The sequence below is a fragment of the Rhodococcus sp. NPDC054953 genome (assembly GCF_053609225.1).
In genome coordinates this window covers 142,441-156,596 of record NZ_JBSGXD010000004.1, presented here as the reverse complement: position 1 = coordinate 156,596, position 14,156 = coordinate 142,441, and the positions used below count along the sequence as shown (strand labels likewise).

General features: G+C 69.6%; 15 protein-coding genes. 12 read left to right on the top strand and 3 right to left on the bottom strand.

The window, feature by feature from the left end:
- The first annotated feature begins 60 nt into the window (after positions 1-60).
- The 6 genes from sufB to ACWF62_RS04780 are packed head-to-tail and all read left to right on the top strand — an operon-like array spanning position 61 to position 5,701.
- Positions 61-1,467, top strand: a complete 1,407-nt coding sequence (sufB, locus tag ACWF62_RS04805) for a Fe-S cluster assembly protein SufB (RefSeq protein ID WP_452629557.1) — start codon at positions 61-63, stop codon at positions 1,465-1,467.
- On the top strand, positions 1,467-2,666 hold the full coding sequence (gene sufD, locus ACWF62_RS04800; protein ID WP_378506345.1) for a Fe-S cluster assembly protein SufD: 1,200 nt from the start codon (positions 1,467-1,469) through the stop codon (positions 2,664-2,666). The genes sufB and sufD overlap by 1 nt, the downstream gene beginning before the upstream one ends.
- Before the next feature lie 55 nt (positions 2,667-2,721).
- The gene (sufC, locus tag ACWF62_RS04795) at positions 2,722-3,513 is read left to right on the top strand and encodes a Fe-S cluster assembly ATPase SufC (RefSeq protein WP_378506346.1); all 792 of its coding nucleotides are present in this window, start codon (positions 2,722-2,724) and stop codon (positions 3,511-3,513) included.
- A 4-nt stretch (positions 3,514-3,517) separates the two neighbouring features.
- Entirely contained in the window at positions 3,518-4,813 is a 1,296-nt protein-coding gene (locus ACWF62_RS04790; RefSeq protein ID WP_378506347.1) for a cysteine desulfurase, read from the top strand.
- Between the two features lies 1 nt (position 4,814).
- Positions 4,815-5,294, top strand: coding sequence for a Fe-S cluster assembly sulfur transfer protein SufU (sufU, locus tag ACWF62_RS04785; RefSeq protein WP_378506348.1), 480 nt, complete (start codon positions 4,815-4,817; stop codon positions 5,292-5,294).
- A complete protein-coding gene (locus ACWF62_RS04780; protein ID WP_378506349.1) occupies positions 5,291-5,701 on the top strand; it encodes a metal-sulfur cluster assembly factor in 411 nt (136 codons plus the stop codon). Before sufU ends, ACWF62_RS04780 begins: the two co-directional genes overlap by 4 nt.
- Positions 5,702-5,777: 76 nt before the next feature.
- On the opposite strand, the gene ACWF62_RS04775 is transcribed toward ACWF62_RS04780, so the two are convergent.
- Positions 5,778-6,197 carry a hypothetical protein gene (locus tag ACWF62_RS04775; RefSeq protein WP_452629529.1) on the bottom strand — a complete coding sequence of 140 codons (420 nt, stop codon included), beginning with the start codon at positions 6,195-6,197 and terminating at the stop codon, positions 5,778-5,780.
- Positions 6,198-6,421: 224 nt separating this feature from the next.
- Here ACWF62_RS04775 and ACWF62_RS04770 point away from each other — a divergent pair, with 224 nt between their 5' ends.
- From ACWF62_RS04770 to ACWF62_RS04755, 4 genes are all read left to right on the top strand, one after another.
- Positions 6,422-7,552, top strand: a complete 1,131-nt coding sequence (locus ACWF62_RS04770) for an NAD(P)-dependent alcohol dehydrogenase (protein WP_378506351.1) — start codon at positions 6,422-6,424, stop codon at positions 7,550-7,552.
- A complete protein-coding gene (locus tag ACWF62_RS04765) occupies positions 7,549-8,010 on the top strand; it encodes a DUF4334 domain-containing protein (protein WP_378569502.1) in 462 nt (153 codons plus the stop codon). Before ACWF62_RS04770 ends, ACWF62_RS04765 begins: the two co-directional genes overlap by 4 nt.
- Positions 8,011-8,083: 73 nt before the next feature.
- Entirely contained in the window at positions 8,084-8,665 is a 582-nt protein-coding gene (locus ACWF62_RS04760; RefSeq protein WP_378506353.1) for a TetR/AcrR family transcriptional regulator, read from the top strand.
- A gap of 14 nt (positions 8,666-8,679) precedes the next feature.
- On the top strand, positions 8,680-9,855 hold the full coding sequence (locus ACWF62_RS04755) for a GDSL-type esterase/lipase family protein (protein ID WP_378506354.1): 1,176 nt from the start codon (positions 8,680-8,682) through the stop codon (positions 9,853-9,855).
- A gap of 20 nt (positions 9,856-9,875) precedes the next feature.
- Here ACWF62_RS04755 and ACWF62_RS04750 read toward each other — a convergent pair whose 3' ends face one another.
- Complete coding sequence (locus ACWF62_RS04750) at positions 9,876-10,103, bottom strand: DUF5313 family protein (RefSeq protein WP_378506406.1); 228 nt, start codon at positions 10,101-10,103, stop codon at positions 9,876-9,878.
- A gap of 32 nt (positions 10,104-10,135) precedes the next feature.
- On the bottom strand, positions 10,136-10,960 hold the full coding sequence (ku, locus tag ACWF62_RS04745) for a non-homologous end joining protein Ku (RefSeq protein WP_378506407.1): 825 nt from the start codon (positions 10,958-10,960) through the stop codon (positions 10,136-10,138).
- A 109-nt stretch (positions 10,961-11,069) separates the two neighbouring features.
- On the opposite strand from ku, the gene ligD reads away from it, so the two are divergent.
- Together ligD and ACWF62_RS04735 are read left to right on the top strand one after the other, a co-directional pair.
- A complete protein-coding gene (gene ligD, locus ACWF62_RS04740; RefSeq protein ID WP_452629528.1) occupies positions 11,070-12,908 on the top strand; it encodes a non-homologous end-joining DNA ligase in 1,839 nt (612 codons plus the stop codon).
- 106 nt (positions 12,909-13,014) lie between these two features.
- On the top strand, positions 13,015-14,001 hold the full coding sequence (locus ACWF62_RS04735) for an alkaline phosphatase family protein (protein WP_378506356.1): 987 nt from the start codon (positions 13,015-13,017) through the stop codon (positions 13,999-14,001).
- Positions 14,002-14,156: the final 155 nt, after the last annotated feature.

Sequence of the window (14,156 nt, the reverse complement as noted above, 5' to 3'; positions counted from 1 at the left end):
ACTCCGGAAGGAGCTCGCATGACCGTCACCCAAGACCAGGCGGCCGGTGGTTCGCAGGCCATGACGCAGGACGAGACCATTGCCTCGCTCGGCCACTACGGCTACGGCTGGTCCGACTCCGACGTCGCAGGCGCCAGCGCCCAGCGTGGCCTGTCCGAGGCCGTCGTGCGGGACATCTCCGCGAAGAAGAACGAGCCGGAGTGGATGCTCGACATCCGCCTCAAGGCGCTCAAGACCTTCGACAAGAAGCCGATGCCGCACTGGGGCTCCAACCTCGAGGGCATCGACTTCGACAACATCAAGTACTTCGTGCGGTCCACGGAGAAGCAGGCCGAGTCCTGGGAAGACCTGCCCGAGGACATCAAGAACACCTACGACAAGCTGGGCATCCCGGAGGCGGAGAAGCAGCGGCTGGTCGCCGGTGTCGCCGCGCAATACGAGTCCGAGGTGGTCTACCACCAGATCCGTGAGGACCTTGAGGCCCAGGGCGTGATCTTCCTGGACACCGACACCGGGCTCAAGCAGCACCCGGAGATCTTCAAGGAGTACTTCGGCTCGGTGATCCCCGCCGGGGACAACAAGTTCTCCGCGCTGAACACGGCCGTGTGGTCCGGCGGGTCGTTCATCTACGTGCCGCCCGGCGTGCACGTCGACATCCCGCTGCAGGCCTACTTCCGGATCAACACCGAGAACATGGGCCAGTTCGAGCGGACCCTGATCATCGTCGACGAGGGCGCCTCCGTGCATTACGTCGAGGGCTGCACCGCGCCGATCTACAAGTCCGACTCGCTGCACTCGGCGGTCGTGGAGATCATCGTGAAGAAGGGCGGCCACTGCCGCTACACGACGATCCAGAACTGGTCGAACAACGTGTACAACCTGGTGACCAAGCGCACCAAGGTGGACGCGGGCGGCTCGATGGAGTGGATCGACGGCAACATCGGCTCCAAGGTGACGATGAAGTACCCGGCCGTGTGGATGATGGGCGAGCACGCCCGCGGCGAGGTCCTGTCGGTCGCGTTCGCGGGCGAGGGCCAGCATCAGGACACCGGCGCGAAGATGCTGCACCTGGCGCCGCACACCTCCTCGACCATCGTGAGCAAGTCCGTTGCCCGTGGCGGCGGCCGGTCCTCGTACCGCGGCCTCGTCCAGATGAACAAGGGCGCGCACGGATCGAAGGCGAGCGTGCAGTGCGACGCGCTGCTCGTCGACCAGATCTCCCGCTCGGACACCTACCCGTACGTCGACATCCGCGAGGATGACGTCTCGATGGGTCACGAGGCCACTGTCTCGAAGGTGTCCGCGGACCAGCTGTTCTACCTGATGAGCCGTGGCCTCACCGAGGAAGAGGCAATGGCGATGGTGGTGCGCGGCTTCGTTGAGCCCATCGCCAAGGAGCTGCCGATGGAATACGCCCTCGAGCTCAACCGCCTGATCGAACTGCAGATGGAAGGGGCCGTGGGTTAGTGGCCAACGCAAGTGAGGCGACCGGCGTGAAGGCCGCCGTCGCCGGTGAGAATGCCGTGCCTGCCGCAAATAAGGGCGAGGTCTTCACCTCGTTCGACGTGAACGCGTTCGAGGTGCCCGCCGGCCGTGACGAGGCGTGGCGGTTCACCCCGCTGCGCAGGCTGCGCGGCCTGCACGACGGCACCGCGGTCCGCTCCGCCGATGCCACCGTCGAGGTGTCGGCAGCGGACGGTGTCACCGTCGAGACCGTCGGTCGCGATGACTCCCGCCTCGGGCAGGGTGGTGTTCCCGCGGATCGTGTTGCCGCGCAGGCCTACTCGAGCTTCGAGACCGCGACGGTGGTGACCGTCGGCGCCGAACGTGAGGTCGCCGAGCCGGTCACCGTCGTGGTCACCGGCCCCGGCGCCGGCCAGGTCGCGTTCGGGCACATCCAGATCCGGCTCGAGGCGTTCTCCGCCGCGACGATCGTGCTCGACCAGAAGGGCAGCGGCACCTACGCCGAGAACGTCGAGTTCGTCCTCGGGGACAGCGCCAAGCTGACCGTCGTCGCTGTCCAGGACTGGGCCGACGACACCGTGCACACCGCGGCCCACCACATCCGGGTCGGACGGGACGCGACGCTGCGCTACACGGCGGTCACCCTCGGCGGCGACGTCGTCCGGGTCACCCCGACCGTCCGCTACGACGGCCCCGGCGGCGACGCGGAACTGCTCGGCCTGTACTTCGCGGACGCGGGCCAGTTCTTCGAGCACCGGCTGCTCGTCGATCACGCGCAGCCGCACTGCAAGTCGAACGTCGTCTACAAGGGCGCGCTGCAGGGCGAGGCGGGCGGCGCGCACAGCAGGGACGCGCACACCGTGTGGGTCGGCGACGTCCTGATCCGCGCGGCGGCCGAGGGCACCGACACCTATGAGATGAACCGCAACCTGGTGCTCACCGACGGCGCCCGCGCCGACTCGGTGCCGAATCTCGAGATCGAGACCGGCGAGATCGTCGGTGCAGGCCACGCCAGCGCCACCGGCCGCTTCGACGACGAGCAGCTGTTCTACCTGCGCTCGCGGGGCATCCCGGAGGATCAGGCCCGCCGCCTGGTGGTCCGCGGGTTCTTCCACGAGGTCATCAACCGCATCGCGGTCCCCGAGGTGCGTGAGCGTCTCGAGGCCGCCATCGAGGTCGAACTCGCCGCGGTCGGCGTCTGAGACCGGGCGCCCGTCACCGCCCTCGACACACCACATTCCCAAAGGACTTCATCACATGACGACCCCCGAAAACTCCGTGCTGGAGATCAAGGACCTGCACGTCCGCGTCGCGCAGACCGACGAGAACGCCGAGCCGATCACCATCCTCAAGGGCGTGAACCTCACCGTCCGCTCCGGTGAGACGCACGCGATCATGGGCCCCAACGGGTCCGGCAAGTCCACGCTGTCCTACGCGATCGCGGGCCACCCGAAGTACGAGGTCACCTCCGGCAGCATCACCCTCAACGGGGAGGACGTGCTGGAGATGAGCGTCGACGAGCGCGCCCGCGCTGGCCTGTTCCTGGCGATGCAGTACCCGGTCGAGGTGCCGGGCGTGTCGACGTCGAACTTCCTGCGCACCGCCGCCACCGCCGTCCGCGGTGAGGCACCCAAGCTGCGGCACTGGGTGAAGGAGGTCAAGGAGGCGATGACCGAGCTGGAGATCGATCCGGCGTTCGGTGAGCGGTCCGTCAACGAGGGCTTCTCCGGTGGCGAGAAGAAGCGCCACGAGATCCTGCAGCTCGGTCTGCTGCAGCCGAAGATCGCGATCCTCGACGAGACCGACTCCGGCCTCGACGTCGACGCGCTGCGCATCGTCTCCGAGGGGGTCAACCGCTACCAGGAACGCGAGCACGGCGGCGTCCTGCTGATCACCCACTACACCCGCATCCTGCGCTACATCACGCCGCAGTTCGTGCACGTGTTCGTCGGCGGCCAGGTGGTGGAGTCCGGTGGACCCGAGCTCGCCGACGAACTCGAGGCGAACGGCTACGTGCGGTTCACGCAGGCCGCGGCCGCGGGAGCCTAACTTCATGACCACCACCGCGGCCGCGCTCGACGTCACGAGCATCCGCAAGGACTTCCCGATCCTGGCCCGCACGGTCCGGGACGGGAAGCCGCTGGTCTATCTCGACTCCGGCGCGACATCGCAGCGGCCGGTGCAGGTGCTCGACGCCGAACGCGAGTTCCTCACCACCTCCAACGCGGCCGTGCACCGCGGCGCCCATCAGCTCGCCGAGGAGGCGACCGACGCGTACGAGGAGGCCCGCGCCGCGATTGCCCGGTTCGTCGGCGCCGACCCCGACGAGCTGGCGTTCACGAAGAACGCGACCGAGGCGCTCAACGTGGTGACGTATGTGCTCGGCGACGACCGGTGCGACCGGCACGTCGGGCCGGGCGACGAGATCGTGATCACCGAGCTCGAGCACCACGCGAACCTGGTGCCGTGGCAGGAACTGGCGCGCCGTACCGGTGCGACCCTGCGCTGGTACGGCGTCACCGACGAGGGCCGCATCGACCTGGACTCGCTCGAGCTGAACGAGAACGTGAAGGTCGTCGCGTTCACCCACCAGTCCAACGTCACCGGCGCGGTCGCCCCGGTCGAGGAGCTGGTGCGGCGGGCACGGGCGGTCGGCGCGCTGGTCGTGCTCGACGCCTGCCAGTCGGTGCCGCACATGCCGGTCGACTTCCACGGCCTCGACGTCGACTTCGCGGCGTTCTCCGGGCACAAGATGCTCGGCCCGTCCGGTGTCGGCGTGCTGTACGGCAAGCGGGACCTGCTCGCGGCGATGCCGCCGTTCATCACCGGTGGCTCGATGATCGAGACGGTCACGATGGAGGCGAGCACCTACGCGCCGCCGCCGCAGCGGTTCGAGGCGGGCGTGCCGATGACCTCCCAGGTCGTCGGGCTCGGCGCTGCGGTGCGGTACCTGGAGGCGATCGGGATGGACGCCGTCGCCGCGCACGAGCACGAGCTGACCGCGCTGGCCCTTGAGCTGCTCGGAGGCATCGACGGGGTGCGGATCGTCGGACCGGCCACCGCCGAAAACCGGGGTGGCGCGGTGTCGTTCGTGGTCGACGGGATCCACGCCCACGACCTCGGGCAGATCCTCGACGACGAGGGCGTCGCGATCCGGGTCGGGCATCACTGCGCGTGGCCGCTGCACCGCCGGTTCGGCATCGCGGCGACCGCGCGGGCCTCGTTCGCGGTGTACAACACCGTCGACGAGGTGCATGCGCTGGCGGCCGCGATCCGGCGGGCCCAGGAGTTCTTCGGGACGCACCCGAGCACGGGCGGCTCCGACGACACGATCGACGGGGCGTCCTGAGATGCGGATGGAACAGATGTACCAGGAGGTGATCCTGGACCACTACAAGCATCCGCACGGCCGCGGGCTGCGGGAACCGTTCGGTGCCGAGGTGCATCACGTGAACCCGACCTGCGGCGACGAGATCACGCTGCGGGTCGCGATCACCGACGACGGCCGGGTCGGCGACGTGTCCTACGACGGGCAGGGCTGTTCGATCAGCCAGGCGTCGACGTCGGTGCTGTTCGACCAGATCGTCGGGATGCCGCTCGACGAGGCGCTGGGCACCGTCGAGGCGTTCAACGAGATGATCACCAGCCGGGGCACCGTCGACGGCGACGAGGACGTGCTCGGTGACGGCATCGCCTTCGCCGGGGTCGCGAAGTACCCGGCGCGGGTCAAGTGCGCGCTGCTGGGATGGATGGCGTTCAAGGACGCCGTTGTTCAGATAGTCGACGACGGCACGACGGTGCCGGCAGGGACCGGAGGAATCGCATCATGACCGACACCACTGCGGCGGAGACGCCGGACTCGGCAGCCACCCCCGACGAGGCCGGGCAGCCCGCGGCGCCGCTCACCCCCGAGCAGCAGGCGTTCGTCGACGACCTCGAGGAGGCGATGCGGGACGTCGTCGACCCCGAGCTCGGGATCAACGTCGTCGACCTCGGACTCGTGTACGGCATCTCGGTCGACGAGGCGGCGGAGACCGTCGCGACGATCGACATGACCCTGACGTCGGCGGCGTGCCCGCTGACCGATGTGATCGAGGAGCAGGCGCGCGGGGCGCTGGTCAAGAGCGGCCTGGTCGACGAGCTGAAGATCAACTGGGTCTGGATGCCGCCGTGGGGTCCGGACAAGATCACCGAGGACGGGCGCGAGCAGCTGCGCGCGCTCGGGTTCACCGTCTAGAGATCCGCGCCCGACACGAACGGGAGCCCACACCGCGCCGGACGGCACGGTATGGGCTCCCGTTCCGCGTTGGCGGTCAGCAGCAGGTCGGGTCGGTGATGAACATCGTGAGGCCGATCTGCTTGAGGAACCCGTTGATGGCGTCGCCGAACGGATCGGCCGCCGCCACCTCGACGGTGACCGGGGACCGACCCATCCCGCCGCCGCAGTTGAACGTGACGGTGTGTGGTCCCGGCGTGACGTTCGTGAACAGCGTCGCGCCGGGGGCGTCGAGGGTGACCTGGTAGTGCTGGACCGGCCCACTCTCGAGGTGGGCGTTGCAGGTGGAGGTGCCTCCCGGCGTCGATCGTTCGGTGGCGACGAGCACCCGGGTGGGTCCCGCGGTGACGGTGGTGGTGAGGTGGCTGCTCGCCTGGGCGGGCCCGGCGCCGACGAGGAAGACCGTCGGCGCGAGCAGGGCGGTCGCGGCAAGCGCGCGCGCTGTGTGGGTGACCATGATGAGACCCCGTGTTCGGATTCGATCAGCCCGGATTGGCTGAGGGGGCATCTCGATCGTCCCACCGGACGTCCGCGCGGAACAGGGAACGCGCGTTCGACGCCGGGGCAGCCGATCGCGGAATCCCGTCGAGACCCGGTGCGGTGCCCTACACTCGCGCCGGATGTGAGTCGCGATTCGCTGCCGGGTTCGGGCGGATCCGGACCGACGCAACTGGGGGAGCGGTGGGAACACGAGCGCGTGCTGCGGTGCTGACCGGCATCGGTGAGCCGGTGCGGGTCCGGGACGTCGAGATCGACACGCTGCGCGAGGACGAGGTGCTGGTGCGGATCGCGGGGGTGGGGATCTGTCACACCGATCTGACCGCGGCCGCGGGCGGAGTCCCGATCCCGCTGCCCGCCGTCCTCGGTCACGAGGGGGCCGGGACGGTCGAGGCGGTGGGCAGCGGCGTCGATACCCTCGCGCCCGGCGACCGGGTGGTGCTCAGCTACTCGGCGTGCCGGGACTGCCGCAGCTGCCACAACGGGCACCCCGCCTACTGTCGGCACTTTGCGGTCCGCAACTATTCGGGCCGCCGTCTCGACGGCACCACCACACTGCACATGAACGGTGCTGCGCTGCACGGAAACTGGTTCGGCCAGTCGTCGATGGCCAGCCACGCGGTGGTGCGTGCCGCCGACGCGGTCCAGGTGTCCGGCGACCTCCCGATCGAACTGCTCGGGCCGCTCGGGTGCGGTATCCAGACCGGGGCGGGGGCGGTGCTGCGGGTGCTGCGCCCGCGTCCCGGCGCCTCGATCGTGGTGTTCGGCGCCGGAGCCGTCGGGCTCGCCGCGGTGCTCGCCGCCGTCGTCGCCGAGTGCGCGTCGATCGTCGTCGTCGACCCGCTCCCGGACCGGCGCGAGCTGGCCCTGAGCCTCGGCGCGACCGCCGCCGTCGACAGCGCCGAAGCGGACCTGCTCCGGCTGCTGCGGACGGCGACCGGCGGCGGCGCCGACCACAGCGTCGACACCGTCAGCACCCAGGAGGTTCTCGCGGCCGCGACGGCGGTGCTGCGCTCGCCGGGCAGCTGCGCCACCGTCGGGCTGCGCGGCAACCGCAACCCGGTGACGCTGGACCAGTCCGCGCTGCTGATGGGGCGCAGCGTCACCGGTGTGATCGAGGGCGACGCCGACCCGCAGCAGTTCGTGCCCGAGCTGATCGCGCTGTGGCGCTCGGGACGCTTCCCCTTCGACCGGATCCTCACCCCGTTCGCGTTCGACGACCTCGACGCCGCCTGGGAGGCCGCCCGGACCGGCGCCGTGGTCAAACCCGTCCTCGTCCTCGGCGCGAACCCCGATCAGGAAGGAACCCGATGAACCACCACGAGCGGACCGAGGAGCTTCTGGCAGCGGAGTCCGTCGACCCGCGGGACCTGGACCGGTTGTGGGCGCAGCTGCCGGTGGTCGGGGTCGACGAGCTGTCGGGGCGCTGGCGGGGCCGCGGTTTCCGGACCGGGCACCGCACCGGCAGGCTGCTGGACACCACCCGCTGGTACGGCAAGACGTTTGGCTCCCGCGTCGACGTGCAGCCGCTGATCTGCCGGGGCGAGAACGATGAGCTGTTCTCCGACGTCGCGGGCGGCAACGGCGAGGCCAGCCTGTGGATGGTCGAGTTCCGCGGCGAGGTCACCGCGACGATGGTCTACGACGGGATGCCGGTGTTCGACCACTTCAAACGGGTCGGCGAGGACACGCTGCTCGGGGTGATGAACGGCAAGAACGTGCTCGACGGCGGGGAGCACTTCTGGTTTGTGCTCGACCGCGACGGGGCATGAGCGGGCGTCGCCTCCATTTGCCTACAGTATGTAGTTAGCTGCATAATGCCATTAGCCAGATTGGGGAGTGCTGATGGTTCGAGTGGGGTTGACCCCTGACCGGCTGACCCTCGCGGGCGCCGAGCTCGCCGACCAGGTGGGCTTCGAGCAGGTGACCGTGTCGGCGCTCGCGCGGCACTTCGGCGTGAAGTCCGCGAGCCTGTACTCGCACGTGAAGGGCACCGAGGACCTGAGAACGCGGATCGCATTGTTCGCCCTCGCGGAACTCGCCGACCGTGCCGCCGACGCCGTGGCAGGCCGGTCCGGCAAGGACGCGCTCGCCGCGTTCGCCGATGCCTACCGCGACTACGCGCGTGAGCATCCCGGCCGATTCGACGCCGCCCGATTGCGCCTGGATCCCGAGACGGCGGCGGCGAGCGCGGGAGTGCGGCACTCGCAGATGATGCGCGCGATCCTGCGGGGCTATGACCTGACCGAGCCCGGTCAGACCCATGCGGTTCGCCTGCTGGGCAGCGTCTTCCACGGCTACGTCACCCTCGAGCTGGCCGGCGGGTTCAGTCACACCGCCGTCGACTCGCAGCAGTCCTGGGAGTGGGTCGTCGACTCGCTCGACATCCTGCTGCGCACCCGAGCAGTCCCTGCCACCGAGAAGTAGGCGAGAAGTAGGAAATGACAAAGACCGACACCAGGTGGGTGACCACACCCATCACCGCAGATCTGCTGCGCGGCTTCCTGGACCTGGAACCGACCCGGCGCGGCGTGCTGCCGCATCGATTGCCCGCGGCGGCGCGCAAGCAGATCCCCGACAGTCAGCTCGCCATGGCCGAGGTGCAGCCGTCCGGAGTGCGGCTCGAATTCCGAACCCGCGCCACCACCATTGAACTGGACTCCCTGCCCACGAAGCGGGCCTACCGTGGCATGCCCGCGCTGCCGGACGGGGTCTACGACCTGCTCGCCGATGGCAAGCTCGCCGCGCAGGCGACGGTCGACGGCGGCAACGTCCACACGATCACCGACCTGCGCACCGGGGCAGCCGAACTGGCGGAGGGGCCAGCTGGCACCGCGCGGTTCACCGACCTACCCGCCGGTGACAAGCACATCGAGATCTGGTTGCCGCACGCGGAGATCACCGAGTTGATCGGCCTGCGCACGGACGCCCCGATCGAACCGATCACCTCCGACGGACGGCGGGTGTGGCTCCACCATGGCAGCTCTATCAGTCAAGGGTCCAACGCCGCGCACCCGAGCAGCATCTGGTCTGCGCTCGCCGCTCGGCACGGCGGCGGGGTCGAACTGATCAACCTCGGCTTCGGCGGTAGCGCGCTGCTCGACCCGTTCACCGCCCGCGCCATGCGCGACACTCCCGCGGACCTGATCAGCGTCAAGATCGGCATCAACATCGTCAACACCGACGCCATGCGGCTGCGCGCGTTCGGTCCGGCGGTGCACGGCTTCCTGGACACCGTCCGCGACGGGCACCCGCACATTCCGCTGCTGGTCGTGTCGCCGATCCTGTGCCCGATCCAGGAGGACACCCCCGGCCCGCTGGCGCCCGACTTCTCGACCGGCAGCATGCGGTTCAAGGCCACCGGCGACCCCGCCGACGTTGCGGCGGGTCGGCTGACGCTCAGCGTGATTCGCGATGAGCTGGCTCGGATCGTCGAACAGCGGGCCGTCGACGACCCGAATCTGCACTATCTGGACGGCCGGGACCTGTATGGGGACAACGACTTCGTCGAGCACCCGTTGCCCGACGCACTGCACCCCAACCCGGAGGGCCATCGCCGGATCGGGGAGAACTTTGTGCGGCACGTCTTCGCGGCCGGACGCCCGTTCGCGGAGTGAGGGCAGCTCGGCGCCGAGGCCTACTGGGTGCGGCGGTAGCGGGACTCGTAGTCGTCGCGTTCGGCGTCGAGCCGCTGCTGCCGATGCGCGTCGAGGAGTTCGGGATCGAGGCCGTGGCTGACGAGTCGGTGGCGCAGGTAGATCCGCTTGAGCGCGAACAGGAAGTAGACGAACGGCAGGAACAGCAGCAGCACCATGCCGATGCGGATGATCCAGGGTCCGGGGATGAGCAGCGGGGCGGCGAGGATCGGGACGCGTTAGAAGGTCTGATTCGGTACCGTCAGCCGGTCTTCGCCTTGTGCTTCGACGCGGGTTTCCCAGGCTCCTTCCTCGCCTCGTCCACGCTGCGCTGCAGCGCGGCGACGAGGTCGACGACCTCCGCGTCGGCCTCCCGCGTCGCACCAGCGGGAACGGACACCTTCTCGCCGCCTGCGGCGATGGTCTCATCCAGCAGCTTCTGCAGCTGCAGCTGGTAGTCGTCGGTGTACGACTCCGGCCGGAAATCCTCCGACATCGACTCCACCAGCATGGTGGCCATCGCGAGTTCCTTGTCGCTCGGCGTCGACGCGCCCTCAAGCTTCTCGAAGTCGGCGGCCCGGACCTCGTCCGGCCACAGCAGCGTCTGGATCACCAGGACGCCGTCGCGGACCCGCAGCGCGGCCAACCGGGTGCGCTGCCGCAGCGTGAAGTGCACCAGCGCGGTCCGGTCGCTCTCGGCCAGCGTCGACGCCAGCAGCTGATACGCCTTCGGTGAGGCCGAGTCGGGTTCGAGGAAGTAGCTCTTGTCCAGCAGGATCGGGTCGATCTGCTCCGACGGCACGAACTGCAGCACCGGAATTTCATGCTTCTCCGCGGCGGGGAGCTTGTCGAAGTCCTCGTCGGTGAGGACCACCTGCGCGCCGTCCTCGGACCGGTACGCCCGGTCGATGTCGGCGTACTGCACCACCTCGCCGCATTCGGAGCAGACCCGGTTGTAGCGGATCCGTCCGCCGTCCCTGCCGTGGACCTGATGGAACTTGATGTCGTGGTCCTCGGTGGCGGAGTAGACCTTCACCGGCACGTTGACGAGACCGAACGCGATGGAGCCTTTCCATATCGACCGCATCATCCCATGATGGTCCATACTGTGGGATCAGGCCAGGTGAAGTCGACTCGGTTGGCGGGGGCAGATGGCGCACAACGCGGTGGTTCGCGTCGGGAACAGGCGTCTGACCTTGACCAATCTCGACAAGGTGCTCTACCCGGAGTCGGGCACCACCAAGGCCGAGGTGCTGCAGTACGTCACCGAGATCGGCCCGGTGTTGCTGCCGCTGCTGACCGGACGGGCATTGACCCGCAAGCGGTGGCCCGACGGCACCGCGGCCGAGCCGTTCTTCCAGAAGAACGCGGAGACCGCGACGCCGGACTGGATTCCGCGGCACCCGCTCGCGGCGGGCTCGAAGACGGTGGACTATCCGGAGGTCACCGAACTGGCCGCGCTGGTCTACTTCGCGCAGTCCGGGGCCCTCGAGTTCCACGTGCCGCAGTGGCGATTCGCGGACGACGGGACCCCGGCCGACCCGGACCGTCTGGTGATCGACCTCGATCCGGGTCCCGGGGTGGATCTCGACGCGTGCGCGCGGGTCGCGTTGCGGGTGCGGGCAGCGCTGGTGGCGCGCGGCCTCGACGCCCTCCCGGTGACGAGCGGCAGCAAGGGGATTCACCTCTATGCCGCGGTCCCTGCGGGGTGGACGTCGAGACGCTGCAGCGAGGTGGCGAAGGCGATCGCGGTGGAACTCGAGCGGCAGACCCCGGAGTCGGTCACCGCGACGATGACGCGGGCGCACCGGACCGGGAAGGTGTTCGTGGACTGGAGCCAGAACTCGGCGTCGAAGACCACCGTCTCGCCGTACTCGCTGCGCGGGACGGCCCGGCCGCATGCGGCGGCGCCGCGCACGTGGGACGAGCTCGCGGCGCCGGGACTGACGCAGCTGGAGTTCCCCGAGGTGCTCGCGCGGGTGCGGTCGGGCATCGCGCCCGCGGTGCTGCCGGGACCGGGGTCCGCCCCTGCCGCGTCCCCGGCGTGGTCGCCGATGCTCGCGACCGCGACCACCGCTGCCGACTTCGCGGGCCGCGCCGACCCTGCGGTGTGGGCGCTGGAGTACAAGTTCGACGGCATCCGCGCGCTGGTGCACTTCGACTCGGACGCCGCATCCGGCACGGAAACGGTGCGCCTGGTCAGCCGCAACGGGCACGATCTGACCGTCGGCTACCCGGAGCTGGTGCGGATTCCGGCCGCGCTACGCGGGCACGCCGGGGTCCTCGACGGCGAGATCGTCGCGTTCGGCACGGACGGCGCACCGAGTTTCGCGCGGCTGCAGCAGCGGATGGGACGCAGCAGGGCCGCTGACGCGGCGGCGGGCGCCGCGGCGAACCCGGTGGCCCTGCTGGTGTTCGACGTGCTCGAACTCGACGGCACCGTGCTCGCCGGGAAGCCGCTGCGGGACCGGCGCACCGTCCTGGACGCGATCCGGTTCGCGGCCGGGGAGCCCTGGCGGATTCCGGATCTCGCCGCCGAGGGGTTCACCGACGCCCTCGCGGCCAGCTCGGAGCGGCACATGGAGGGGTTGGTCGCGAAGCGGTGGGATTCGGTGTACCGGCCGGGGCGCTCGCCGAACTGGCTGAAGATCAAGCACTTTCGCAGCTGCGAGGTGGTGATCGGGGGCTGGCAGGCAGGGGAGGGCGGACGGGCGCGAGGTATCGGGTCGCTGCTCCTCGGTGCGGGTGACCCCGCAGCGCCGCGGTACGTCGGGAAGGTCGGCAGCGGGTTGACCGCGGCGGCACTGTCCGAGCTCGCCGACCGGACGGCGGCGCTGGAGACCGATCGCCCGTCGCTGGTGGGTGTTCCGGACGCCGAGGCACGGACCGCGCACTGGCTGCGTCCGGAACTGGTTGCGGAGGTGCGGTTTTCTGAGGTCACGCCGGACGGCAGGCTGCGGCACCCGGTGTGGCGAGGGCTGCGGCCGGACCGATCCGTCGAGGATCTGGGTGACCCGCCGTCGTCGGCGCGGTGACCGGGAGGGGGAGATCGGGGGCCGTTCGGCGACGGGACGATGAACATCGCGGCGGGAAGGCCTCCTCGCCGTGCGATTGGTCTAGTCCTAAATCAGGATCGGGTGCGTGACCACGAACAAGCACATCGCAGCAACCACCACCACCCTTCTCGCCGCGGTCGCGGCAGGTGCCGTCCTCGCGGGCCCGGCAGCCGCGCAGGGCCTCGGAACCACCATCGTCGACCTCGGATCCACCTCGGGCGCACCGACACCGACCAAGACCGTCGTCATCGGCCTCGACGGAACCATGCTCGACCAGATCAAGGCCGCCGACGCGCCCCGGCTGAACCAACTGATCGCGGAGGGCACCAGCGGTGAGTCGTCCATCGCGGGCCACCCGACCATCTCCGGGCCGTCCTGGTCGACGATCCTCACCGGCGTCTGGAACGACAAGCACGGCGTGCAGGACAACTCGTTCGCCGGGGCGCGGTACGACCAGTACCCGACCGCCTTCACCCGGATCGAGACCGCGAACCCGGAACTGCACACCCAGTCGATCTCCACCTGGGACGGGATCGCGACCATCGCGGGCAGCGGGTCGCCCGCGGCCGACGTCGTCACCACCACCGCCAACGCGGGCAGCGTCGGCGCGACCGACACCGCGACCGCCACCGCTGTCGCGAACCAGATCGCCTCCGCCGGCCCCGATTTCATCTTCACCCAGCTCGACCAGGTCGACGGCGCCGGACACGCCGCAGGCACCGATGGGCCCGGCTACCAGAAGGCCCTGACCCGGGTCGACGCCGAGGTCGGCAGGATTGTCGACGCCGTCGACAGGCGCGCCGCCGACACCGGCGAGCAGTGGACCATCCTCGTCACCGCCGACCATGGCCACAAGCCGACCGGCGGTCACGGCGGCCAGACCCCGGAGGAGGCGACCACGTTCGTGATCGCCCGCGGCGCCGGGTACGCCGCGGGCGCCACCGACAACGGCTACACGATCGCCGACATTACCCCGACCGTGCTGACCAACCTCGGTGTCGCGCTGCCCGACAACCTGGATGGCGCACCGCTCGCGAAGACCGCGGCCGTGCTCCCGGTCTTCGGTTCGTAGTCCCGCCCTACCCTCTTTTCGCCCGCCTCGGCGGTGGTCTTCCCTTGCGCGGCGGGGTTTTTGTTTGGGGTTCGTGCTTCATTCCCCGCCTCCTTGGCGGCTTTCCTCTATCTTTGTGTGTTTTTTTCTCTTTTTGCAGGGGTTTCTTTTGCGCG

What these genes read in the sequence shown, in the direction of transcription:
- ACWF62_RS04755 (WP_378506354.1), top strand. Translation starts at nt 8,680, where the DNA reads ATGACAAAGACCGACACCAGGTGGGTGACCACACCCATCACCGCAGAT.
- ACWF62_RS04760 (WP_378506353.1), top strand. Translation starts at nt 8,084, where the DNA reads ATGGTTCGAGTGGGGTTGACCCCTGACCGGCTGACCCTCGCGGGCGCC.
- ACWF62_RS04780 (WP_378506349.1), top strand. Translation starts at nt 5,291, where the DNA reads ATGACCGACACCACTGCGGCGGAGACGCCGGACTCGGCAGCCACCCCC.
- sufU (WP_378506348.1), top strand. Translation starts at nt 4,815, where the DNA reads ATGCGGATGGAACAGATGTACCAGGAGGTGATCCTGGACCACTACAAG.
- sufB (WP_452629557.1), top strand. Translation starts at nt 61, where the DNA reads ATGACGCAGGACGAGACCATTGCCTCGCTCGGCCACTACGGCTACGGC.
- ACWF62_RS04775 (WP_452629529.1), bottom strand. Translation starts at nt 6,197, where the DNA reads ATGGTCACCCACACAGCGCGCGCGCTTGCCGCGACCGCCCTGCTCGCG.
- ACWF62_RS04765 (WP_378569502.1), top strand. Translation starts at nt 7,549, where the DNA reads ATGAACCACCACGAGCGGACCGAGGAGCTTCTGGCAGCGGAGTCCGTC.
- sufC (WP_378506346.1), top strand. Translation starts at nt 2,722, where the DNA reads ATGACGACCCCCGAAAACTCCGTGCTGGAGATCAAGGACCTGCACGTC.
- ACWF62_RS04790 (WP_378506347.1), top strand. Translation starts at nt 3,518, where the DNA reads ATGACCACCACCGCGGCCGCGCTCGACGTCACGAGCATCCGCAAGGAC.
- ku (WP_378506407.1), bottom strand. Translation starts at nt 10,960, where the DNA reads ATGCGGTCGATATGGAAAGGCTCCATCGCGTTCGGTCTCGTCAACGTG.